The organism is Proteus sp. MB838, assembly GCF_054767435.1.
The window spans coordinates 102,226-126,524 of record NZ_BAABMO010000006.1 but is presented as its reverse complement, the minus strand read 5'-3'; the positions used below and the strand labels follow the sequence as shown (position 1 = coordinate 126,524).

Here is a 24,299-nt window from a genome sequence, read left to right as displayed (position 1 = left end):
ATACACACCGTAATCGGTTGCTTCTAGCTTTTTTTGAAAATTTTTATTGATCCTCTGGCTAACTTAGGTAGTATCAGTCAATTAAGTCTTTGTTTTAAAATTTGATCTGGCTCACATGACTCTACCGATAAACAATAATATTTTTACTGTTAGCCGTCTAAATAAGACCGTTCGCCAGTTATTAGAAATGGAAATGGGTCGCATTTGGATCAGCGCTGAAATTTCCAATTTTACTCAACCTGCTTCTGGTCATTGGTATTTCACGTTAAAAGATACCCATGCTCAAATTAGAGCGGCGATGTTTCGCGGTCAAAACACAAAAGTCACTTTTCGCCCTCAACATGGTCAGCAAGTATTAGTACGTGCGACTATCACACTGTACGAACCTCGTGGTGATTACCAACTGATTGTCGAAAGCATGCAACCGGCGGGTGATGGATTATTACAGCAGCAATTTGAGCTTTTAAAACAAAAACTAAGCGCTGAAGGTTTATTTGATGCTCTTCATAAAAAACCACTACCAACACCTGCTAAACAAATTGGGGTGATCACCTCCTCAACTGGCGCAGCCTTACACGATATTTTAAATATTTTACGTCGTCGTGATCCCTCATTACCTATTATTATTTATCCCACAGCCGTTCAAGGTGCGGAAGCACCAATGCAGATAGTCCATGCCATTGAGCTGGCTAACCGTCGTAAAGAATGTGATGTGCTAATTGTCGGCCGAGGTGGCGGCTCATTGGAAGATCTCTGGGCATTTAACGATGAGCGCGTAGCCCGTGCTATTTTTGCTAGTGATATTCCTATTGTCAGTGCCGTGGGTCATGAAACTGATGTGACTATTGCTGATTTTATTGCCGATCTTAGAGCGCCAACCCCTTCTGCCGCTGCTGAGTTAATTAGTCGCAACAAACTCGAGCTATTACGCCAATTGCAGTCACAGCAACAACGTCTTGAAATGGCGATGGATTATTATCTAGCAAAAAAATTACGCGCACTAACACAACTTCATCATCGCTTACAACAACAGCATCCACACTTACGCCTTGCTCGCCAACAAAATGTATTGGCTACAACTAAACAGCGTTTAGTGACCAGTTTTCAGCGCCTCCTACAAACAAAACAGAATCAACATACTCAGCTACAAAAACGCCTTAATTACCAAGAGCCAAGCCCTCAAATACAAGCACTACTGCGCCAACAACAACAGTTAATTTATCGTATGAGAGAAAGTATTTCACAACAGCTTGCTCGTCAACGTGAACAATTTGCAATTAGCTGTTCACGTTTAGAAAGTGTGAGTCCTCTCGCAACCCTTTCTCGCGGTTACAGCATTAGTGAAGTTGCTTCAGGTGACGTACTGAAAAATACGAAACAAGTTAAAAAAGGTGATACGCTAAAAACGCGTGTTGAAGATGGCTGGATCACCAGTGAAGTGATAAATACACAAAAAATACCTGCTAAACGTAAACCAGCCCCCAAGAGCAAGTCATCCATTTAAACCATATACATGGCAACCATAACAACGGCATCTTAATGATGCCGTTTGTGTTACTTGGTAACGATGGATAGCAGAAAACGCTTTCGCCCTGCTTTCAGGGTATATTACCGTTTATATTAAAAACGAATTTCTCCACCAAACAGGAAACTTCTGCCTCTAGCCGTTTGTTTATTTTGTCCCTGTTCATCCATAATTGGCGCTGAATTACTTCTATCAAGTGCATTTGAATAATTTTTATTCATGAGATTATGTACCGCAAATTTTAATGATACATTTTTATTCATTTGATAGTTAGCGTACGCGTTGATCACGGTAGGGATTTTTTCTTGTTCGACCATGGGAATAGTGCCTGTATCAAAATCAAACCCTTCAGCTGAAGCTTTACGACTTTTACCGGTAATTTGAATGATGGTGCCTAATTCGAGAGATCGGTCATCGAATAACCTCACACCAGCATCAATTGTTGCGTAGTATTTGGGAAGTTCTGATGCAGGACTTTGCCCAAAATCCCCCATCGCAAGAGAAGTGGGTTGTGAGGTACGCTCATTGCTATAAGAAAGTGTGGTATAAAATACATCAGCATCATAGTTTACTTGTAGTTCATAGCCTCTCATCGTGACAGGATCAAGGCTATTTGTGTATAAATAGATATTTCCATCGTATTCCATGCCACTGTAGTCATCGTCAGTAAAAGTGCCATCGATTTTACAGCGTTTACCCCCTTTACAAACATTATAAGAATCACTGGAAATATAGTTTTTAACTTTAGTATGATACCAAAGTGCTTTTAAGCGAAAGCTGTCTCCGGCAACAATTAAATCAGGGCGATAACTATTAAAACCTATTTGGAAAGTATCCGCTTTCTCACTTCTTAAAAAGGGGTTCATCGATGCCCCACCTTCATTAGCAAAGAAAATTTCCTGTGGGTTTGGTGCCCTTGTCGTATGGGCATAACTGATAAATGGTTCAAATTCAGGGATAATTTGTGCAGAAAAGAGTGCTCCCGGCTCCCACGCTTTTTCGTGGCGATTAACATTCATCGCACCTTCAGGAAAACACGCTGCTTTGGGATCACAAGCGGGTTTATATCCTTTAATATGATAATCCGTATAGTTTAAATTTAATGCGAGGGTATAAATATCGTATTCAAATTTTATTTGTGAAAAAAGACTGCTGATTTCGTTTTTTCCTTGCGGAGCAAATACATTGTATTCAATCATATTTTGTGATTGCCATGGTTCGCTCGAAGGAGCTGTCACTTCTCGATTATAATCAATCGACATCAGTTTAGTACCTAATGTTAGTGCCATATCCAGCTCATGATAATTAAATCGACTGGTATTTTTAGCGACAAGTGCATTGGAAATATTTTTCGCATGTCCATTGCGTAATGACATTAAAGAGTCACCGGCAAATTTTTGTGAAGCTTGGCTTCTACTCAATAATATTTCACTATCAAAAAGATCGTTTAGTGGGGTATAACGATATTTAGCATAATAATCTTGGCTCTCTATGGTTCTTCGATTAAATTTATTATTATAAAACCGACCGCTTAATTCTATTTCATGAGAATCATTGGGTTTAAACGATATTTTTGCTAATTCAGAATGTGGCTTTTGGTTAAAGTCTTTAGTGGTTGCAAACTCATGACTATTAAAACCTGCCCCATTTTTATAAGAAGATTCAATATTATGTCCACTTATGGCAAACATAGCGCCAATATAACCATCATGATTAAATATCGGCTGTTTTCCTGCAATCGCAACCATACCGTTATAACCTAATCCATTAGTCCCTCGAGCCGCTTTACTTCTTATTCCCCAACGATGATTAGAAAATAAAACATCATCAATACCTATTGTTTTAAAATTAGCACTCCCCGCTAACGCATTAATACTATTTTCACCATCTTGTTGACCACGAGAAATATCAATTTGCACAATAAAGTTAGGATCGATCATGCTATTAAACTGGTTGTATGGTTGTCCACCATGCGCATATTGGCTAGGTGACGTGCTATACATCGTTTGTGTCACCCCATCAATCATCATATTGACTCGACCAAAACCACTTAATCCCCGGATATTAACCCCAACACCCGGCTGACTGGCATCCATTTGGGTGTAAGTTCCCGGTGTAGATCGTAATGCTTGTTCTACCGAGCTAAGATTATTGATTTCACCAATAGCACTATAAGCCCCCGGCTTAGCTAACGCTTTTTGCTCTGGTGTTTGTTTTTGTGCCGATGAGACTTTTAAACTACTAAATTGAACTGTTTTTTCCGTTTCAGCCGCAAACACCAGAGAATGAATACCAGAAAATAAAATACAAGAGCCAAGTATGTTCCTTGTTAATTGAGTTTTCATAATAAACCTATTCTTTGTTTTATTTAAATAGGCTCACTTTGCTTTCTATAAGCTAAAAGTTATTTAATTTAATAAATAACGATATTGTTATTATTGTTTTATAAGATAAGAATCAATAGCATTAACCCTGTCTCTCATTAAAGAGAGACAGGCTAATCATTAAAAATTTAAAAGGCTTGATTTAATTACTTGATATTTTGTGTCTTAAAATAAATATCAGACTGCTCTAACATTAAAATAAAGGCATATTCTCTCGCAGTATCACGTAGACGATTAAAACGACCGGATTTACCTCCATGTCCTGCACTCATATCTGTTTCAAGCAGAAGTAAATTATTATCTGTTTTTAATTCACGTAATTTAGCCACCCATTTTGCCGGCTCCCAATATTGAACTTGAGAATCATGTAAACCTGTAGTGACCAATAAATGAGGATAGGCTTTAGCCTCAACATTATCGTAAGGACTATAAGATTTTAAGCGGAAATAAACGTCTTTATCTGCAGGATCACCCCACTCTTCATATTCACCTGTTGTTAATGGAATAGAAGCATCCAGCATGGTTGTCAAAACATCTACAAATGGTACCTGGGCCACAACACCACGGTAGAGTTCAGGTGCCATATTGATAACGGCTCCCATAAGTAATCCACCAGCACTACCGCCCATCGCGTAGACATGTTTGGGTGCACCATAACCTTGGTTAATAAGGTATTTTGTGGCGTCGATAAAGTCAGTAAAGGAGTTGACTTTATGCTCCATTTTCCCTTGGTTATACCAGCGTTTACCTAATTCACCGCCACCTCTGACATGGACAATGGCATATACAAAACCTCTATCTAATAAACTTAAACGGGCAGAGCTAAACGAGGGGTCGATACTGCTGCCGTAAGAGCCATAACCGTAAATTAAGATTGGATTTTCGCCTTTCTTAAATAAGTCTTTACGATAAACCAGCGATACAGGCACCTCTATACCATCTTGTGCTTTTACCCAAATACGTTCACTTTCATACAAATCATGCTTAAAGCCTTTCACTTCCTGCTGTTTAAGCAATTGTTTTTCTTTGGTTTGCATATTCCATTGATAGGTAGAAGAAGGCGTGGTCATTGAGGTATAACCAAAACGTAACTCTTCACTATCAGCTTGTGGATTGACACTTAGCCATGCCATATAGACAGGATCATCAAAAATAATATTTGTTGATTGTCCTGTTTTCCAATCAATTTGGCGTAATGACACTAAACCTTGTTTGCGCTCTTCAAGCACTAACCAACGATTAAACAGTTCGAAGCTTTCCAAGTCTACTTCTGGCTGAGGAGCAATTACGGTTTGCCAAGGTGCATCGATAGAGGCCGTTTTATAAAGACCATATAGCTCACTTTCATGATTAGAGCGAATATAAAATTCACCTTTAAAATGATCGATGTAATATTCTCGCCCTTCTTGGCGAGGAGAAAAAACCACCATGGGTTTTTCTGGTGCATTGGCATCAATTAAACGATATTCAGAAGTTGTAGAGCTTGCAATAGTGACTAGAATATAATCTTCTGATTTGCTTTTTTCCATCCAGGTATAAAAACGATCATCATTCTCTTCAAAGATTTTCACGTCTTGTTTTCTATCACTACCGTATTGATGGCGATAAATCTGGTATGGCAATAAAGTTTGCGGATCTTTATCTACATAGAACAGTGTTTGGCTATCATTTGCCCATACTAAATTCGCTGAAATATTGGTTAAGACATTCTCTTGCCATGTTTTATCTGTCAGATCTTTATAAGCAACTGTATAGTTGCGACGTCCTTCTTTATCTTCAGCAATAGCAATACGTTTGTTATCTGGACTAATGGCTAAATCACCTAATTGATAAAACTCATGTCCTTTAGCTCGTTCATTACCATCAACAAGAATTTCCCATTCTCCATCACTTCCTATTGGTTTACGTTGATAAATAGGAAAGTCTTTACCTTCTTGGTAAATGGTTTGGTAAGTATAGCCATTATAGTCATAAGGCACTGAGGCATCATTTTGTGCCATACGCTCAACCATCTCATTATAGAGCGTATTTTCTAGTGTTTTGCCCGCTGCCATTACTGACTCAGTATAAGCATTTTCAGCCTTAAGATAGTCAATAACTTGTTTATCTTTGCGTGCATCATCCCTAAGCCAATAATAATTATCAGTACGAGTGTCACCATGTTCTGTCATCACATGGGGGATTTTATTCGCTTTCGGTGGCATCATAATAACGTCCTTCTCTGTTTGAGCCATTGTCGGTGTTGCGGTGATCAAGATTGCCATCATGGCACCTGTTAATCCCTGCGTCACCGTTTTTCTTGTCGCGGATAACATGTTTAATTCCTTGTTATGTTAGGATTATAAAGTCAATGTGGAAAATTCAATTGCCATTTCAATTGTTATTTGACCATTAAAAAGCAGTTCTTCTGGGGGCTTTGGTAATGGCTGAGCACGCTTAATAACACTTTGTGCCTCTTTATCTAGTGAGCGGACACCACTGCTATTAATCAATTCGCAGGCTATGACATAACCTTGTCCATCAACAATAAAACGCACTTTAGGTGCTCCCGTACGCCCTTTTCTTTTCGCTTCTTCAGGATAAGCTTTATAACGATTTAAATGACCTTTGGCTTTAGCTTGCCATAATGCCAAGGCATCTGCTTCTTTATTTGCATCACTATCATAATTTGCAGAAACATCGTTAGCCTGTTGTTTCGCAACAGAATGGCTTGTTGAGGGCGCGGATAGGCTCGATACATTTTCACTGACAATAGGTGAAGGTTTGGTTGGTGCAATTGAAGGGGCAACCTTAACTGAAGTCTGGTTTTGTAGCACTTTTTTCGGCTTTTCAAGCAAAATATCTGCATTTTCATTAATAATAAGATTGGGTTGTTTCTCCGCAATCTCTTGTTGCTGTTTTTTTTGGCTGGCGACAGCCATTTGCTGATCAACACCGACAATCTGTTTTTCTTTATTCACCGCTTGGACGTTTTCACTTAAGCTAAGCATAACAGCCGGTGCAGGTTGATGGATTATCACCGGGCGTTGTTGCGTGATATAGAAATAACTAATGACTAAAGTAAAATGAAATACTATTGATAAAATAAAGCCCGAATATCGACAAGGCTGTAATTGCGCCATTTGGTTAACGGAAGAAGAGATCAACATATGCGTATTATCAATAATCAAGGATGGGCTGCAGGAGTTATCCACAAATAATCGGCATGTTCAGAAGTAATATCGCTACCTTCTTCTGCCATGATAAGTACCGTGACTGTTTCATTAGGGGCTAAATCTTTAATATGTAAAGGTACACCCATTAATTTAGTGGCATGAAATGAGCCGGCAATCAACAGTGCGGGCATCGGGGCATTTAATAAACTTTTTGCCATTGCACGATCACGCAGTTGTTGGATCACGGTCATTTTTTCAATTTGTGTTTTATCAAGTGCGCCATCATGAGAAAGCTCAATAGTTTTACTAATAAGCTGACGAACAGCAGGTTGCGTTGAATATTCACCTTCAATATTAGGTGGATTTTTATATGCATTTGCAATATCACTGCGATCAATATTAGCAGCTAATAATGGATAATCTGCTTGTAGCCCTTCTTTAATCAGATTGCCATACCCTTTCCAAGACCAGCCTTTATTCCAATTGAGTACAGACATTAAACGTTCATCACGTAAATATTGTGAGCTAGAATAACGTTTTTTCGTATTATCAACTAAATTTTGCTGATCTGGCGTCAACATCTCTAATAAAACCGCACCTTGAGGACGTTTGTTGGGAAGTTGTGTCATTAACCAATACTCAATCTCATGGTGATATTGATTGTCATGTTTTTCGCCAACAATCACCCGCGGCTGGCTGGCTAATTGAGTTAATAGCGTATTAGCTGTGATTGTCTTTCCTGTACGCGTATCAATAATATTGGCTGATGTAATAATAGCGGGAGTTGTGCTAGGTACGGTGTTTTTTTCTACTGTACTACATGCGCAGACAGTAATAAGTGAAGCTAATAACAGGAACCATTTAGATATTGAAAAAAACATATTAACCTTATAGTTATATTTACTTATTTTTAATATAGGCTTAGATTAATAAGAATAATTATCAATATCATTGTTATAATTATTTGTATTTGATACTGACGGATTGATACCGTAAAATAAAAACGCCTTTTATTAAAAAAGGCGCTTTGCTTAAGGTGGTTATTTTAATCAGTTTAGCGATTAGCGTTGAGATTGTGTTTGTGCTTCTACCACAGCTAATGCCACCATATTAACAATGCGACGAACAGATGCAATTGGCGTTAAAATATGGGCAGGTTTAGCAACTCCCATTAACACTGGACCTACCGTTACCCCATCGGAGCTAGTGACACGTAATAAGTTATAGCTAATGCGCGCCGCTTCCATTGTTGGCATCACTAACAGATTAGCTGAACCTTTTAGTGGGCTGTCTGGCATAATATCGCGACGAATTGACTCAACTAAAGCAGCATCAGCATGCATTTCACCATCAATTTCTAATTCTGGTGCGCGTTGTTTAATAAGCTCTAACGCTTTTCTTAATTTTATAGATGATGGGCTGTCAAAAGAGCCAAAACTTGAGCGGGATACTAATGCTGCTTTTGGCTCAATACCAAAGCGACGAATAGTATCTGCCGCCATTATAGTGATATCAGCAAGTTGCTCAGCGGTAGGATCTTCATTTACATAGGTATCAGTAATAAAGGTGTTACCACTCGGCAGTAATAGTGCATTCATCGCCCCTGCAGTATTAGATCCTTCACGTAAACCAAAAACATTTTTATATATTTCAAAATGTTCCGAATAACTTCCCACGGTTCCACAGATCAAGCCGTCTGCTTCCCCTCTACGTACCATAATTGCGCCAATCAGTGTTGGATTACCAATAACGGCTCGACGAGCTTGTTCTTGCGAAACACCGCGACGTTTCATTATTTGATAATATTCTTGCCAATATTCTTTAAAACGCGGATCGTTTTCATTGTTTACAACTTCAAAATCTCTACCCGCTTGAATATGTAAGCCTAATTTCTGAATACGCATTTCAATCACACTAGGACGACCAATTAGGATCGGCTCAGCAAGTCCTAAAGTGACTAATTCTTGAGTCGCATGCAGAACGCGGTTATCTTCCCCTTCCGCCAATACAATGCGTTTTTTCTCTTTTTTCGCTTGAGCAAAGATAGGTTTCATAAATAAATTCGTTTTATAAACGAATTCATTGAGGTGTTCGATATAAGCGGCGAAATCTTCAATTGGACGGGTTGCCACACCTGAATCCATCGCAGCTTTTGCAACGGCAGGCGCAATTTTAACAATTAAACGTGGATCAAAAGGTTTTGGAATAATGTATTCTGGGCCAAATGACAGTTCTTGATCGCCATATGCGCTAGCAACCTCTTCATTTTGTTCTGCCAGTGCCAATTCAGCAATTGCATGTACACAGGCAAGTTTCATCTCTTCATTGATAGCGGTTGCCCCCACATCCAGCGCACCACGGAAAATGAACGGGAAACAGAGAACATTATTGACCTGATTAGGAAAATCAGAGCGTCCGGTACAAATAATCGCATCTGATCGTACCGCTTTGACTAACGGTGGTAAAATTTCTGGCTCCGGATTTGCTAGCGCAAGGATCAGCGGGTCGCGTGCCATTTTTTTCACCATCTCTTGGGTCAGTACGCCCGGCCCTGAGCACCCTAAGAAAATATCGGCATCGTTGATCACATCATCAAGTGTGCGACTGCCGTTATCTTTAATCGCATAAGCCGCTTTAGTTTCTGCCATATTGGCTTCACGGCCTTGATAAATAACCCCTTTTGAGTCACAAACAACAATATTTTCACGCTTTAACCCTAAAGCGACAAGAAGGTTCATACACGCGATAGAAGCAGCACCGGCACCTGAAACCACTAAGCGAACTTTATCAATATTTTTACGAACAATACGTAACCCGTTGATAATAGCGGCCGTAGAAATAATTGCCGTACCATGCTGATCATCATGAAAGACAGGGATATTCATTCTCTCACGCAGTTTTTGTTCAATATAGAAGCATTCCGGTGCTTTAATATCTTCTAAATTGATCCCACCAAAAGTCGGTTCTAATGAAGCGATAATATCCACCAATTTATCAGGATCGGTTTCATTCACTTCAATATCAAATACATCAATGCCGGAGAATTTTTTAAATAATACGCCTTTACCTTCCATCACAGGTTTACCTGCTAAGGCGCCAATATTACCGAGTCCTAAAACAGCCGTACCATTAGAGATAACGGCAACCAAGTTACCTTTCGCTGTAAAGCGATACGCAGCTAAAGGATTAGCCGCAATTTCAAGGCAAGGAGCCGCAACACCCGGTGAATAAGCTAATGCTAAGTCACGTTGTGTTATTAGTGGTTTAGTTGGTGTCACTGTGATTTTGCCAGGATTAGGGAATTCATGAAAATCCAATGCACTTTGTTGTAGTTTGTCTTCCATCTTCATATCCTTTGTATCAATAGGGTAAGGGCTTGGTTAGTATAATGGTAATAGCTCGTTAAATCATGATGGTATCGACACTTTTTTCAAATTAGTTCATCTCATTTATTATAAACTGCTCATACCTATTTCTGGGTATATTATTAACCCAGTTTAATTTCATTATGGAAATAAACACGAACAGAAAAAATACAATCTTTGTTTATTATTTATCTATAACTAAATTAACTCTTAAAATAATTAAACTTTTTATATTGTTTTATAAATCAATAACTATTTTTACTTGTAGTTGCATTTTAATATAGTTAAAAATTAACTTAATACATTGTAATAAAAGGATTTATCTATCATTAGAACTTTTATTAGTCGTTTTGGTTATTTTCTTTTTTACCCGTAACAATAATTGGTGTAATATTGCCAACCGTCAATTTTATTTTCTTATTGTTTTAATAAGATATCTGATTCTAATTTTTATTCCTTATTTGGAATTTATTTTTTATTTTCTGCTGTTGAAAAGATTACGCATATTATTTTTTAGGGAGAGGGGTTATGCCTAGCTACTCAATTATGATAGTGGATGATCACCCTATCATGAGATATGGATTACGGCTATTGTTAGAGCAAGACAAGGAATTTATTGTAGTAAGCGAAAGTGGCAATGCTCAAGAAGCAATCACCACAGCAAAACAGTTAAATCCTGATCTTATTATGATGGATTTACACCTTCAAGGACGCTCTGGTATTGATATTATTCGTTCTCTGCGTCGCTGTGGTTTAACATCTTATGTATTGGTTTTATCAATTTCAGATTCTCGCAATGATGTGTATGCTGCATTAGATGCTGGTGCTAACGGTTATTTATTGAAAGAGTGTGAACTTGATATGTTGCTACTCAGTTTACGTAAAGCGGTGGTTGGGCGCCCCGTTTACAGTGAAAAAGTTTGGCAATATATCCAATTAAGACAAAACTATTCTGATCCGCTATCTGCGTTAACAAAAAGAGAACTTGATGTCCTTCAAGAAGTGGCGGTGGGAATGAAAAATAAACAGATTGCCGAAAATCTGTTTATCTCAGAAGAAACCGTCAAAGTACATATTCGTAATATCTTAAAGAAACTACAAGTGACATCACGTTTAGCGGCGAGCCTTATCTTAATTAAGCATCAGCACTAAACGAATTTACCCCGACATTAAGTCGGGGTAATTAAGTTCTTAAGGAAGCCATTCTCTCACTTTAGAAAATCACTCAATAGGGACAGGATAACTTAATACTTTGAAGTGATTATCGGGTAACTTTTCAATTTTTAACTGATAAAGCTCTCGGTTGATACCGTTAATCACTATATCCAGTTCACTAAATGCTGACTGTACATCACTATTTCTAGCCCAAGCAGGAATATCTTTGACTCCATAATAAAAATAGATAGTACTTTTATCTGAATCGATAGGTTGTATCTCTTTTATTTGGCTAATAAAAAGGTGTCCATAACAAAAATCTTGATATGGTTGCCAAGCTTTTCGTCCTTTCTCGCTTAGAGAGAACACCCACTCGTCACCATCGACAGTTTGTTCAATTAAACCAGCATCCATTAATGCATTCATTCGCTCTAAAACCCATGGAGCATCATTTTCATTACTGTAAACGGGCCATTTCCCTTCGCCTAAACACAATAAATAATCACTGTTAAAAAATGCCTGTAGGGCTGTTTTATACTCATCAACCTTTTTGCTGTCTTCATCTTCATTAGCCCAGCTAAAAGTAGAGAGTAAAAGCAATATAAGACTCAGTGAAATACTTTTCATATTTTCTTTTACCAACGGAAATCTTTATTTCTATTACTCTACGTTACACAATTCGTTACACTTAGGTGACAGGTTAATATCCAATATATTTTATAATGTAAATAGGATTTTTCACTACAACAAAACCTGCTACTTTGGATCTGTATAACACTTATACGTATTGATACCAATATTACGTATTGTCATATAAGGAAAATATCATGTCTACTACTAACCTGACATACACGATGTACGGCATAAAAAATTGCGATACAATCAAAAAAGCACGTAAATGGCTAGATGATAATCATATTCCTTATGTTTTTCATGATTACCGTAAAGACGGTTTGAAGGAAGCATTATTACTCACCTTTACAGAAAATTTAGATTGGCAGACATTGGTGAACAAAAGAGGAACAACTTGGCGTCAATTATCTGATGAAGAAAAAAATGCTATCACTGATGTGAATGCAGCCATTGCACTTATGCTTGATAAACCTGCCATTATTAAACGCCCAATTTTAGTCTCTTCTGATAATCGTTTTATGGTAGGTTTTAATGCTAATGATTACCTGACTTTTACAGGAGCCTAATTTTTATGTCCTGCCCTGTTATTGAACTCGCACAACAACTTATTTCTCGACCTTCCGTAAGCCCAGATGACCAAGGTTGTCAGCAACTGATCATCGAAAGATTAGCACCTTTGGGCTTTACCATTGAAAAAATGCCTTTTGGTCAGACCGAAAATCTTTGGGCATGTCGTGGTGGTGAGGGAGAAACCCTCGCATTTGCAGGACATACCGATGTTGTGCCTCCTGGCGCTAATGCATTATGGGATAATCCACCTTTTGAGCCATCTATTCGTGATGGAATGTTATATGGTCGAGGTGCCGCCGATATGAAAGGCTCTCTCGCAGCCATGATTGTCGCGGCTGAACGATTTGTGCATGCTTATCCGCAACATCGTGGACGTCTTGCTTTTTTAATTACCTCCGATGAAGAAGCCGATGCTCATGATGGTACCGTTAAAGTGGTCGAGTCATTAATATCTCGAGGAGAGCGACTTGATTATTGCTTAGTGGGTGAACCATCAAGTCAGCATCAACTCGGCGATATGATAAAAAATGGCCGACGGGGTTCAATAACAGCAAATGTCACTATTTATGGTACGCAGGGCCACGTTGCTTACCCTCACCTTGCACAAAACCCTATTCATATGGCTTCACCTTTTATTCACGAGTTAGTGAATACGGTATGGGATAATGGCAATGAGTATTTTCCCGCCACTACCATGCAAATTGCCAATATTCATAGTGGAACAGGCAGTAATAATGTGATCCCAGGTGAGTTATTTATACAGTTTAACTTTCGTTTTAGCACCGCTATTACAGATGAAGAAATTCGTCAACGTACTGAAGCATTACTACAAAAATATCAGTTGCGTTATCACATTTCTTGGTCTTTATCTGGGCAACCTTTTATCACTGGTGAAGGAAAACTACTGGATGCGGTACGTTATTCAGTAAAACACTACACCAATATAGAGCCAACGCTTTCAACTAGCGGAGGCACCTCCGATGGACGATTTATCGCCCAAATGGGTGCGCAAGTTGTTGAATTAGGGCCTATTAATGCCACCATTCATAAAGTAAATGAGTGTGTCAGTGCTGCTGATTTACAACAACTTAGTCGCATCTATCAGCGGATCATGGAGCAGATTATTTTATGATAACCCCTTTAATGTTAACGGGTCGTTCTACGGATCATTTAGTGACTTTATCAGAACGACATCATTTACAGTTTAACGCGACAAAAGCCTTTTTAGCGTTACAACAACAAGCGGCCAAAGCGGGATTTAAATTAATGCCTGCCAGTTCATTTAGAAGTTTTGAACGTCAGTTAGCGATATGGAATGGCAAATTTGAAGGCACTCGCCCTGTATTAGATGCTGAAAGTCAACCTATTGATATTCAGACATTATCAGAAGGCCAACGCTGTGAGGCGATTTTAAAATGGTCTGCATTACCCGGAGCAAGTCGCCATCATTGGGGCACCGAAATTGATTTTTACGATCCTTTCCGTTTACCTAATGGGCAATCATTGCAATTAGAACCTTGGGAGTATGAACAAGGGGGCTATTTTGCACAACTTAATGACTGGCTGACTGAAAATATGTCAGCTTACGATTTTTATCGCCCTTTTACCGATAAAGAGAGTTATATTGCCTATGAGCCTTGGCATATCAGTTATTTGCCTCTCTCTTATGAAGCTTCACAGGCCTATACTATCGATATCCTTCGCGCTGTTTTAGAAGAAGAGCCGATTTTAGGTAAACAATGGCTATTAGATAACTTAGAAACGGTTTATCAACGCTATATTGTGCTACCAGAATAATTAGATTTTATTTATCTTAGGAGACATCTTGTTTATCTATTACAGGAAGTCTCCACATAAATATCAACAGACAGGCTAAAATTATCAGCAATAAAATTCTCACCCACCACATTGAGACCAACCATAGCGAGATAGCAAAAGTCACTAAAATGACTAAAATAGCTTTCGGCTTAGCCCCCTTAGGCATGGCGCGATAAGTTTGCCAATAACGCAAATAACCACCAAACCAAGAGCGATATAGCAACCAGTGATGAAAGCGTGTTGATGAGCGAGAAAAACACCATGCAGCTAATAACAAAAATGGTGTAGTGGGTAACACGGGTAAAACAACACCTAATGTGGCTAATCCAACAGATAACCACCCTGCTATAATCAATAATATCCGTTTCATGTTATGCTTTCCAAATTATGCTTGGTCGCTCTAGGGTAAAGAGTAAATAAAAAAGCTCCTCATTCTCAATAACAATTTTAAAACATAAGGCGGGTTTATGCACTGGATCACTGACTATTGGTGGGTTATTTTAATTCTTTTAGTTGGAATAATTATTAATGCCATAAAAGATATGAATAAAATAGATCCAAAACAGTTTCTAAAAAATAAACGGAAACTGCCTCCCCATCGCGATTTTAATGATAAATGGGATGATGAGGACGATTGGCCCAACAAAAATGACCAGAAGAAGTAGTCGTTAACCAATGTTGGTAAGCCTGTGCTAATTGCTCATCTTTTTCTGCCATCAGTTGTTGGCATTGCCGACGCAGTGTCGTGACAAGGGCTTTCTTGCCCGATAACGAAAATTGTTTTACACAGGCCTCTACAGATTGCTTATCAATAAAAAATGCCACTAATAACGGGTAGCGTGATCTATCACCTTGCAGAAAATAACCAACACTTTGATATACCGTTAATATAGAGCGATGGGCGAAAGCAAAACCTGCCATCATCAGCCAGTGATCTGCTTCACTGGCGCTAGGCAATGCAGTAGCAAGAGAGATACCTGTTTGCTGAGTGATATAATCACTTTGTAATGCGAGTGCTTGTTGTGCAACTTGTAATAATTGCTGCCCCTGAGCACTGATTGGGTAAATAGCCATAGTAGTATAACAGCCACTACTGGCTTCTTTATGAACGCCTAATCTCACCAGATAAAAACCACATTGTTGCCAAAAATTGGCTAATGCGTCGGTATAGCCAAAACTGACAGAAAGGTAATCAATATTCTGTTTCTGGCACTGCTTAGCAATATCCGCAACTAATTTTGCAGCGACTTTTTGACGTCGATATGCTGGCAATACCGCAATTCGGCTGATGCGTAATGAAGTTAAACACATTGCCTCAATGGATAAGCCGTAAGTGACTAACGATTGGGCAACAAGATTACCTCTTGGTCGACGTATACCTCGCCAAACATCTTGTGCTAAGGCTTTCGCTAGTCCCCCTTCTTCAATACACCACACCGCCCCAACAAGATGCCGATGAATAAATGCAGACCAATAATGCTGTTTTTGTCCATCGAATAAACGTCGAAGATCTAAAGGTGTGGTTCGATAATGAGCACTGGTTAAAAGTTGATAAAAATTGGCTCGTTGTTCACTATCGAAATGCTGGCATGAGGTGATCACCACCTCGCCAGATTGGTTAGCATGATGAAAAGAAGGCTCATCAAGTAACAACAGTTGATTAAGCCAATTTTCGAGTGGATCGTCCTGCGCCCAGCGAATAGGTACGGTAAGTTGATAATTTTGTAACTTTGGAATGCTATCACCCAGTTTTAAAATAAAGCCGCGCCCTGTTCCTTCATAGCCTTGTACCGTGGTGGTCATTAACACTCGAGGGAAGTGCTGACAAAGAGCTATCAGTTGAGCAATGGGTATAGTCGCCGCTTCATCAATAATTAACCAATCTCGACACAAATGCTCTGTATCACAAAGGGCTAACAAATTATCCGGTGAGTAGAACTCGATGGTTTTATGTGTATGAGATAATAGCACTTCAATACTGTTTCTCGCAGGGGCACAAACCGTCACTGAGCCAGGCCATTGCTCTATCAACATTCCTGCTAACGCTGATTTTCCTCTGCCTCGTGGTGCCGTGATACTCCATACGCCGGATTTTGCCTGTAAAAGATGCGCTAATAACTGTCGCTGTTGTATGGTTGGCATCCCTTGAGGCAACGCCCACTGTTGGCCTGTATTTTTTATTTCAGGTAGAACAAGGGGCTGCGATGCTTGCCAAATAATGGCCTGTTTATCTGCTAGTGTAATTTTTGCTAACCAAGCCATAAAATGGGGAGTAGATATAACCCCTTGCGCATCATTCCAGCGCTGACTATCGTTATCAATATAATGTTGCCACTGAACAATATCGGGTAAACATAAGATAAGCCAACTTCCTGCTTTCAACGTTCCCGTTAGCATCGCTAGTGCATCAGCATTAAAAGCATGGTTAGCGTCAAATACAGCGTGAAGATATTCACGGCCTAATAGTTGATGAGCATGTTCTGGTTTTATCGCCTCAGACATCTCTGAAGAGAGTATTAGCCAATCGCCTTTACACTGCTGTTGGATAGCTCGAAGTTGTTCCCTTTGCCATGTATAGCTCCCCGCTAAAAGGAGTAATCGCCGCTGGCCTAGTCGAGCGAAGGCTTGTTGATAGCGCAATAAATCTAAAGATGGCACTACTATGACTTACCTATCAATAACGAAAGGATCCCCGCAGCAATCAGTGGACCTACTGGAACCCCCCTAAATAGGGCGACACCAATAACGGTTCCTACGAGTAAACCCGCTACCGTTGACGGTTGGTTATTCATAAGTGACACCCCTCGTGCCCCTAACCAAGAGACGATGATACCAATTGCAATCGCTAGTAATGATTTCCAATTTAAAAAAGAATTGAAAACTTCTTGTGCGGAAATGCGGCCTGTGGCAATCGGTGTCATAACACCTACGGTGAGGATCAAGATCCCAATGGTCATACCGTATTTTTCGACTAATGGAAAATATTGGTTTAACGGTGTGATTTTAATAACCAATAAAAAGATCATTGCTAAAGTGACAGTCATATTATGACTAATAATGCCCAGGCCTGCGAGTACCAGCAAAATTAGCAATGAGGGATCAACATTACTCATCTATTTTTATAATCCTTCTCTTTCTCTGAATCATTCTAATATCATTTAAGCGTGAGATGTTATTAGTTCAATGACGAAGAAGCAAATGTATCACAAGATTTAATATCGCCACTATTGTAGCCGCGCATAAACCATGTCTTACGTTGTTCTGCAGTGCCGTGAGTAAAACTATCCGGTACAGCGTAACCCTGTTGTTGGCGTTGCAGCCTATCATCACCGATAGCTTGTGCGGTTTTAATGGCCGTCAGTAAGTCCGCTTCATCAACACGGCCTTCACCGGCAATAAAGCGTCCCCACATACCCGCAAAACAATCAGCTTGCAGTTCTAGTCTTACTGATAAGCGATTTGCTTCCACTTTTGAACGTGCCATTTGCTGTTTTTCACGCATTTGTGTGGTGATACCAAGTAGATGCTGAACATGATGTCCCACTTCATGAGAAATCACATAACCTTGAGCAAACTCTCCACCCCCACCAAGGCTGTTTTTCATTTCATTATAAAAAGAGAGATCGAGATAAATTTTTTGGTCTGCAGGACAATAAAAAGGCCCCATCATTTTAGTGCCGGTACCGCATTGCGTTGTGGTACTGTTGGTATATAGCACTAATTTAGGATCACGATATTGTTCGCCGGCTTTGGCAAACATCCCTTGCCAAAAATCTTCCGTACTGGCTAATACAACACTGCTAAAATCTGCCGCTTCATTATAAAGGGCGGATTGTTGTTGGCTATTTTGTGTTGGTTGTGATGTTTGCCCTGTAAGCGAATTAAAATCAAACCCCATAAAGCTTGCGATCACCAAAATAATAATGATCACAAAGCCATATTTTGTACGCAATAATAGTGCAATTAATCCTAATGGGAGATTACCACCACCGGATGCAGAAGAAGGCTGCCCTCTTCTATCTTCAACATTATTGCTTCTTCGGCGATCATTCCAACGCATAACCCTTCCCCATTATGTAATTTACTTAATTTTAATTGCTAGGTCATTTTAATGACAACTTATCTTAGATAATAACAAAAATTATCTCATCGCTATTGCCTATTTTTTAAGAGCAAAATAATAGCACCCATTAGTCACTTTCAATTCATCTTAGTTAATTTTTCTTTATAGCATATTAAAAAGGTCAGTTTTTAAGCTGACCTTTTTCTTTTATGGATAATATTGCTGACGTAATCGATTGCGCAGTTAGTCTAAAGAAACACCAATTCGACGTGCAACTTCTTCATAGGCTTCAATTAATCCACCTAAACTTTGACGGAAGCGATCTTTATCCATTTTATCTAAGGTGTTTTTATCCCATAAACGGCTACCATCTGGTGAGAATTCATCCCCCAGCACAACTTTACCGTTAAAGAGGCCAAACTCTAATTTAAAGTCAACGAGGATCAGACCGGCTTTATCAAATAGTTCACTGAGGACATCGTTTGCTTTATAACTAAGACGTTTCATTTCTGCGAGGTTTTCTTTTGATACCCAACCAAAAGTTTCACAGTAAGATTCATTAACCATCGGATCATGACGGGCATCGTCTTTTAAGAAGAGATCAAAAATAGGTGGGTTTAAGACAGTACCTTCTTCAATACCTAAACGTTTAACCAGTGATCCAGCCGCTCGGTTACGAATAACACATTCAACAGGCACCATATCGAGTTTTTTTACTAGCACTTCATTATCAGAGAGCAAACGTTCCATCTGCGTTGGGATACCCGCTTCTTCCAATTTGTTCATAATGAAATAATTAAACTTATTGTTCACCATTCCTTTACGATCAAACTGTTCAATACGTTGGCCATCTAACGCTGATGTATCGTTTCTGAATTCAAGAATAAGATAATCAGAAGACTCAGTGGTATAAACTGTTTTCGCTTTACCACGATACAACTCAGCTTTTTTTTGCATCTGACACACTCCAAAGATGTGATAGGTTTAACAAGAAACTTGCTTTCCATACTCTACTCTAGATTGGATAAAAAAGCTTTTAAAACGTGGAGGGGATCACTAAAAAATATCACTGTCGACTATTTTTTAGCGGCTCTAATCAATAAGAGAAATAAGTGAATTGAGTGATAAAAAGGCCGCACATTTTATGTACGGCCTGATATTTAATAGATAAAAAGAGCTTTTATTTTATTGGCTTACTAAAGGCCGCTTTCATTGCAGCAACCATCTGATCATTTTCAGACTGTGTAAGAGGTTTACCTTTATCACTGATAAATTGCAAACTACTGCGGTTATTTAAGTCACCGACTTGTAGTTTGTAATCCCCTTCATTAATTGTTGGTTTATCAACCCCTAACGTGCTCCAACTTGCACTACTTAAGCCTTTATAAGTCACTTCAATTGAACCTTTCGAACGAGTACGATCGCCCATTTTCATTCCCACGCTTTCTAGCGCGATAGGTAATCTATCCCATACAACATCAAATGGTGCTCGAACAATAATGACAGGCAGTCCGGCATTATCACTTCCTGTTTGTACGTCGATAATACCTTGCAAATTACTCGTTGCGCTATTTTCACTTAAGTTACGCATGCGGTTTAAACCGTCAACCACTTCATTTAATAGTAAGGTGTTATAACGCTTCACTTCCATTGGATCGGAAATCTCGTTTTCACCTTGGCGTAACCCAGTATTCGTAATCGTTAATATCACAACATTACCTGACTGACTTATCGCTAAATTATGGCGACTTTGGAAAGGCACATTTTCATCAGCACGAGTCCAAGTGATCCAATCGGTAACAATCTGTTTTTGTCCTGCATCACTTTTAGCCAGTGCCACACCTTTATCCGCTAAAACAGCAGAAACTTGCTCGTATAAGGTGGTATTTTCGGGCGTGTTGGGTAATAACAGTCGGCTATTATCCGCATTATTCTCACTACGTGAGCCACTTAATAAGTTTAAAGCCTGTGTTGGTGGGCGAATATCTAATGCTAAACCCACAGGCTCACTCTTTTTAGGCGTAGGAATATCATATTCCCCATTTTGCAAAGGCAACACCATACCCGCTGGGACAACTAAATTTTTTAGCGCTGCTGACTCTAAATACGACTCGTCACCACTGACTTGACGTTTATAGCGCTGATCACTGGAACAGGCTGCCAATAAAACCACCAGCGACAGACCCGCGACTTTCATAATCTTTGATTTATGCAATAGTGTTGCCATTAAAATTCCCTAAGTTTTACAGTATTCCCGCTGTTAACAGCGCTTTCTCTACGATATCCTGACCCGCTGATGTTAATGGAGTCATCGGTAAGCGCAATGTGGCGTCTTCAATCAATCCAATACGTTGACACGCCCATTTAGCTGGGATTGGGTTAGGTTCAACAAATAACTGATGATGTAAGTCCATCAGGCGTCGATTAAGTTCACGTGCTTTTGCAAACTCACCCGCTTTTGCCAATCGACATAATTCTACCATTTCTAACGCAGCAACGTTAGCAGTAACCGAAATAACACCATGACCGCCAAGTTGCATAAAGTCTAATGAGGATGCGTCATCTCCACTTAATAAGATAAAACTATCATCATTAACTAACTGTTGGATTTGACTAACACGACTTAAGTTCCCTGTCGCCTCTTTAATTGCCACAATATTATCCAACTGAGCTAAACGTGCAACTGTTACTGGCAATAAATCACATCCTGTACGGCCGGGCACATTATACAAGATTTGGGGTAAAGCCGTGCTTTCAGAAATCGCTTTAAAATGTTGATAAAGCCCTTCTTGGGAAGGTTTATTATAGTATGGAGTAACCGTTAAGCACCCTGCAATACCTTTATTTTCAAACTGTTGTGTAAACCAAATAGCTTCAGAAGTTGCATTAGCCCCCGTGCCTGCAATCACAGGAATACGACCATCAGCCATATCCAGAGTCATTAATACGACATCAACATGCTCATCATGGCTTAATGTTGCCGATTCTCCCGTTGTTCCCACAGAGACAATAGCATCTGTACCCGCTTTAACATGATAATCGACCAACTTGCGTAAACTAACTCGGTCAACATTGCCTTTCGCATCCATAGGGGTGACTAATGCCACCATACTGCCTGTAAAATCAAAATTGTTACTTACCATAATTCATTGCTCCGAGATAGACTTATACACAATGGTACTCATTCATTGCTCTATTGAAAACTACTTAACTCTAGGTTTCTAATGAAATTTGCTAATATTCTTTGATTTGAATTAAAGAGAGATAATAATGAAAGATAGTGCGCTTCTGATCTTGGCAGAAATCAAATTTTGTGTTTACCTGTTAGGAATAAACTGAAAGTCAAAAGGAAGCCTATTTTGCCTATACCTGATAAACATTTTCTCGTACTCACTGCATTAGGGACTGACCGTCCTGGTATCGTTGATACCATTACGCAATTAGTTAGCCAATGCGGATGTAATATCGAAGACAGCCGGCTTGCGATGTTCGGTCAAGAATTTACGTTTATCATGCTACTTTCTGGTGGTTGGAATGCGATTGCCCAACTTGAAGCATTACTGCCGATAAAAAGTGCAGAACTTGATTTATTGACTGTGATGAAAAGAACCAAAATGGGTGCGCCAGTCTCTTACCCATCAACCATTACTGCAAAAGTAGATATAGAAGATGCCCCCGGCATTGTTGAACGTTTTACCAATTTATTTAGTCAACATCACTTTAATCTTGCAGAATTAGTTTCTAAAACTCACCCTTCTGAGGATGGTACTCCTGCTCGTTTAGAAATTCAGATCACGGCCCATAATCCGTTAGATGATCATGGTCTCGTTATTCATGAGAAATTCAATCAATTATGTACAGAGTTAAACGCTCAAGGCACAATAAGTATCGTAAATAGTCTGATGATGAAACAATAAAAGAATGGAGAATTAGGTAATGAACCCATTAAAAGCCGGTGATAAGGCACCTCAATTCAGTCTGCCTGATCAAGATGGAGAAATCATTAATCTGTCTGATTTTGCTGGCCAACGTGTGCTCGTTTATTTTTATCCAAAAGCGATGACACCAGGCTGTACAACGCAAGCTTGTGGCTTACGTGATGAGATGGATACACTAAAAAAAGCCAACGTCGAGGTATTGGGAATTAGTACTGATAAGTCAGAAAAACTTTCCCGTTTTGCCGAAAAAGAGATGTTAAACTTCACCTTACTTTCTGATGAAGATCATAAAGTTGCAGAGCAATTTGGCATTTGGGGTGAAAAACAATTTATGGGGAAAACTTACGATGGCATTCATCGTACGACGTTCCTAATTGACAAAAGCGGTGTGATTGAACATGTGTTTGATAATTTTAAAACCAGCAATCACCACCAAGTGGTTATCGATTATTTAGCTGCACACCCATAGTTTATGATCACAGCTTAATGCTGATAAATAAAACAGACAGCCATTAACTATCGCTGTCTGTTTTTTTATTATCAATAAGTTGATGATAAATCGCGTCTATGATTACTTTATTACTTTTTCTTTTCTAATGTTTCTAAAGGTGGCTCATTGGCAATTTCATCAGGCAGCGCATGTAATACTGCTTTGATTAACGTCGCTAAAGGAATGGCGAAAAACACCCCCCAAAAGCCCCACATACCACCAAATATAATCACGGATAAGATAATGACTAAGGGGTGCATATTGACAGCTTCAGAGAATAATATCGGTACTAATAAGTTGCTATCTAAACCTTGAACCACTAAGTAAGCGATAAATAGCGCCCAAAAATCAGAGCCTAATCCCCATTGAGAAAGTGCAATTACAATGACTGGAATAGTTGCGAGTACCGCCCCCACATAAGGCACTAAAACCGAAACGCCAACTAAAACCGCTAATAAGACTGAATAACGCAAATCAAAAAAAGCAAAGACAAAATAGGTAAATACACCAACAATCACCATTTCGGTAACCTTACCACGAATATAGTTGGTGATTTGCTGATTAACCTCAATCCACACTTGTGCTGCAAGAATTCTATTTTTGGGTAATACCCGACGGACAGCATTGAGCATTTGTTGCTTATCTTTTAATAAAAAGAACGTCATTAATGGCACAAGGATCAGATAAATAGAGAGCGTGATAACACCGATTAAAGAGGCTAAAGAGACTTTTAACACTGACTCTGCCACCGTTGAAAATTTACTGCGCAAGTTTTCCGCCATCATATCCACGATGCCAACATCCATTAATGCGGGGAATCGCTCAGGTAATTCTCGAGCAAATGCATTGAATTTATTGATCATATTAGGGATATCTGAAATTAGCGTCATGGCTTGTTGCCATACCGTTGGCGCTAAAATCAAAATAACAATGGCACTAATACCTATAAATAGTGTCAGAACGATTGATACGGCCCAAATTCGTGCACACCCTAACTTCTCAAGTAAGTGTGTTGGCCATTCCAGCAAATAAGCTAATACAATGGCGACTAATAATGGTGCAAGTATGCCACTGAAAAAGTAGATAATTGAAAAACCGGCAATTAAGATCACCACCAGCGCGATAACTTGGGGATCAGCAAATCGACGTTTATACCATTGAACAAGCAAGTCCAGCATGAAAATAGAGGTCCTTTATAATAAT

22 protein-coding genes are annotated in these 24,299 nt (G+C 39.2%); 8 read left to right on the top strand and 14 right to left on the bottom strand.

Annotation, left to right across the window (positions count from 1 at the left end; translation table 11 throughout):
- Positions 1-115: 115 nt before the first annotated feature.
- A complete protein-coding gene (xseA, locus tag ACYUCW_RS04475) occupies positions 116-1,504 on the top strand; it encodes an exodeoxyribonuclease VII large subunit (protein WP_004243392.1) in 1,389 nt (462 codons plus the stop codon).
- A 116-nt stretch (positions 1,505-1,620) separates the two neighbouring features.
- On the opposite strand, the gene ACYUCW_RS04470 is transcribed toward xseA, so the two are convergent.
- The 5 genes from ACYUCW_RS04470 to maeB form a co-directional block, all read right to left on the bottom strand.
- Positions 1,621-3,870 (bottom strand): TonB-dependent receptor domain-containing protein, encoded by a 2,250-nt coding sequence (locus ACYUCW_RS04470; RefSeq protein ID WP_163748777.1) that lies wholly within the window; start codon positions 3,868-3,870, stop codon positions 1,621-1,623.
- A 185-nt stretch (positions 3,871-4,055) separates the two neighbouring features.
- Complete coding sequence (locus ACYUCW_RS04465; RefSeq protein WP_163748584.1) at positions 4,056-6,224, bottom strand: S9 family peptidase; 2,169 nt, start codon at positions 6,222-6,224, stop codon at positions 4,056-4,058.
- A gap of 24 nt (positions 6,225-6,248) precedes the next feature.
- Positions 6,249-7,103: a TonB family protein gene (locus tag ACYUCW_RS04460; RefSeq protein WP_223304308.1), complete on the bottom strand. Its 855-nt coding sequence runs from the start codon at positions 7,101-7,103 to the stop codon at positions 6,249-6,251.
- Entirely contained in the window at positions 7,076-7,945 is an 870-nt protein-coding gene (locus ACYUCW_RS04455; protein ID WP_049201115.1) for a ChaN family lipoprotein, read from the bottom strand. The genes ACYUCW_RS04460 and ACYUCW_RS04455 overlap by 28 nt, the downstream gene beginning before the upstream one ends.
- A 180-nt stretch (positions 7,946-8,125) precedes the next feature.
- A complete protein-coding gene (gene maeB / locus ACYUCW_RS04450; RefSeq protein WP_004250839.1) occupies positions 8,126-10,408 on the bottom strand; it encodes an NADP-dependent oxaloacetate-decarboxylating malate dehydrogenase in 2,283 nt (760 codons plus the stop codon).
- A 549-nt stretch (positions 10,409-10,957) separates the two neighbouring features.
- On the opposite strand from maeB, the gene ACYUCW_RS04445 reads away from it, so the two are divergent.
- Positions 10,958-11,581: a response regulator gene (locus ACYUCW_RS04445; protein ID WP_004248273.1), complete on the top strand. Its 624-nt coding sequence runs from the start codon at positions 10,958-10,960 to the stop codon at positions 11,579-11,581.
- 69 nt (positions 11,582-11,650) lie between these two features.
- Here the strand turns inward: ACYUCW_RS04445 and ACYUCW_RS04440 are convergent, their stop codons facing one another.
- On the bottom strand, positions 11,651-12,211 hold the full coding sequence (locus tag ACYUCW_RS04440; protein WP_004248274.1) for a hypothetical protein: 561 nt from the start codon (positions 12,209-12,211) through the stop codon (positions 11,651-11,653).
- Between the two features lie 200 nt (positions 12,212-12,411).
- Between ACYUCW_RS04440 and ACYUCW_RS04435 the strand changes: the two genes are divergently transcribed.
- The 3 genes from ACYUCW_RS04435 to ACYUCW_RS04425 are packed head-to-tail and all read left to right on the top strand — an operon-like array spanning position 12,412 to position 14,584.
- Positions 12,412-12,783 carry an ArsC family reductase gene (locus ACYUCW_RS04435; protein ID WP_004248275.1) on the top strand — a complete coding sequence of 124 codons (372 nt, stop codon included), beginning with the start codon at positions 12,412-12,414 and terminating at the stop codon, positions 12,781-12,783.
- A gap of 5 nt (positions 12,784-12,788) precedes the next feature.
- Positions 12,789-13,919 (top strand): succinyl-diaminopimelate desuccinylase, encoded by a 1,131-nt coding sequence (gene dapE / locus ACYUCW_RS04430; RefSeq protein WP_004250837.1) that lies wholly within the window; start codon positions 12,789-12,791, stop codon positions 13,917-13,919.
- Entirely contained in the window at positions 13,916-14,584 is a 669-nt protein-coding gene (locus ACYUCW_RS04425) for a M15 family metallopeptidase (protein WP_004250835.1), read from the top strand. Before dapE ends, ACYUCW_RS04425 begins: the two co-directional genes overlap by 4 nt.
- Positions 14,585-14,600: 16 nt before the next feature.
- Here ACYUCW_RS04425 and ACYUCW_RS04420 read toward each other — a convergent pair whose 3' ends face one another.
- Positions 14,601-14,975: a DUF454 family protein gene (locus ACYUCW_RS04420; protein WP_004250834.1), complete on the bottom strand. Its 375-nt coding sequence runs from the start codon at positions 14,973-14,975 to the stop codon at positions 14,601-14,603.
- A 97-nt stretch (positions 14,976-15,072) separates the two neighbouring features.
- Here ACYUCW_RS04420 and ACYUCW_RS04415 point away from each other — a divergent pair, with 97 nt between their 5' ends.
- Positions 15,073-15,270 carry a YpfN family protein gene (locus ACYUCW_RS04415; RefSeq protein WP_004243408.1) on the top strand — a complete coding sequence of 66 codons (198 nt, stop codon included), beginning with the start codon at positions 15,073-15,075 and terminating at the stop codon, positions 15,268-15,270.
- Here the strand turns inward: ACYUCW_RS04415 and ACYUCW_RS04410 are convergent.
- From ACYUCW_RS04410 to dapA, 6 genes are all read right to left on the bottom strand, one after another.
- Entirely contained in the window at positions 15,212-17,263 is a 2,052-nt protein-coding gene (locus tag ACYUCW_RS04410; RefSeq protein WP_004250833.1) for a tRNA(Met) cytidine acetyltransferase TmcA, read from the bottom strand. The two genes, ACYUCW_RS04415 and ACYUCW_RS04410, sit on opposite strands and share 59 nt — an antisense overlap.
- A 2-nt stretch (positions 17,264-17,265) precedes the next feature.
- Positions 17,266-17,718 (bottom strand): DUF441 domain-containing protein, encoded by a 453-nt coding sequence (locus ACYUCW_RS04405; protein ID WP_004243411.1) that lies wholly within the window; start codon positions 17,716-17,718, stop codon positions 17,266-17,268.
- Positions 17,719-17,780: 62 nt separating this feature from the next.
- Positions 17,781-18,665, bottom strand: coding sequence for a KPN_02809 family neutral zinc metallopeptidase (gene ypfJ / locus ACYUCW_RS04400; RefSeq protein WP_004243412.1), 885 nt, complete (start codon positions 18,663-18,665; stop codon positions 17,781-17,783).
- A 246-nt stretch (positions 18,666-18,911) separates the two neighbouring features.
- Positions 18,912-19,625, bottom strand: coding sequence for a phosphoribosylaminoimidazolesuccinocarboxamide synthase (purC, locus tag ACYUCW_RS04395; RefSeq protein WP_004243413.1), 714 nt, complete (start codon positions 19,623-19,625; stop codon positions 18,912-18,914).
- Between the two features lie 223 nt (positions 19,626-19,848).
- Entirely contained in the window at positions 19,849-20,895 is a 1,047-nt protein-coding gene (gene bamC / locus ACYUCW_RS04390; RefSeq protein ID WP_004243414.1) for an outer membrane protein assembly factor BamC, read from the bottom strand.
- Between the two features lie 16 nt (positions 20,896-20,911).
- A complete protein-coding gene (gene dapA, locus ACYUCW_RS04385; RefSeq protein WP_004243415.1) occupies positions 20,912-21,811 on the bottom strand; it encodes a 4-hydroxy-tetrahydrodipicolinate synthase in 900 nt (299 codons plus the stop codon).
- Positions 21,812-22,027: 216 nt separating this feature from the next.
- Between dapA and ACYUCW_RS04380 the strand changes: the two genes are divergently transcribed.
- Complete coding sequence (locus tag ACYUCW_RS04380) at positions 22,028-22,585, top strand: glycine cleavage system transcriptional repressor (protein WP_004248283.1); 558 nt, start codon at positions 22,028-22,030, stop codon at positions 22,583-22,585.
- 19 nt (positions 22,586-22,604) lie between these two features.
- Positions 22,605-23,075 carry a thioredoxin-dependent thiol peroxidase gene (bcp, locus tag ACYUCW_RS04375; RefSeq protein WP_063215489.1) on the top strand — a complete coding sequence of 157 codons (471 nt, stop codon included), beginning with the start codon at positions 22,605-22,607 and terminating at the stop codon, positions 23,073-23,075.
- Between the two features lie 110 nt (positions 23,076-23,185).
- Here bcp and ACYUCW_RS04370 read toward each other — a convergent pair whose 3' ends face one another.
- The gene (locus ACYUCW_RS04370; protein ID WP_004243419.1) at positions 23,186-24,274 is read right to left on the bottom strand and encodes an AI-2E family transporter; all 1,089 of its coding nucleotides are present in this window, start codon (positions 24,272-24,274) and stop codon (positions 23,186-23,188) included.
- Between the last annotated feature and the right edge of the window lie 25 nt (positions 24,275-24,299).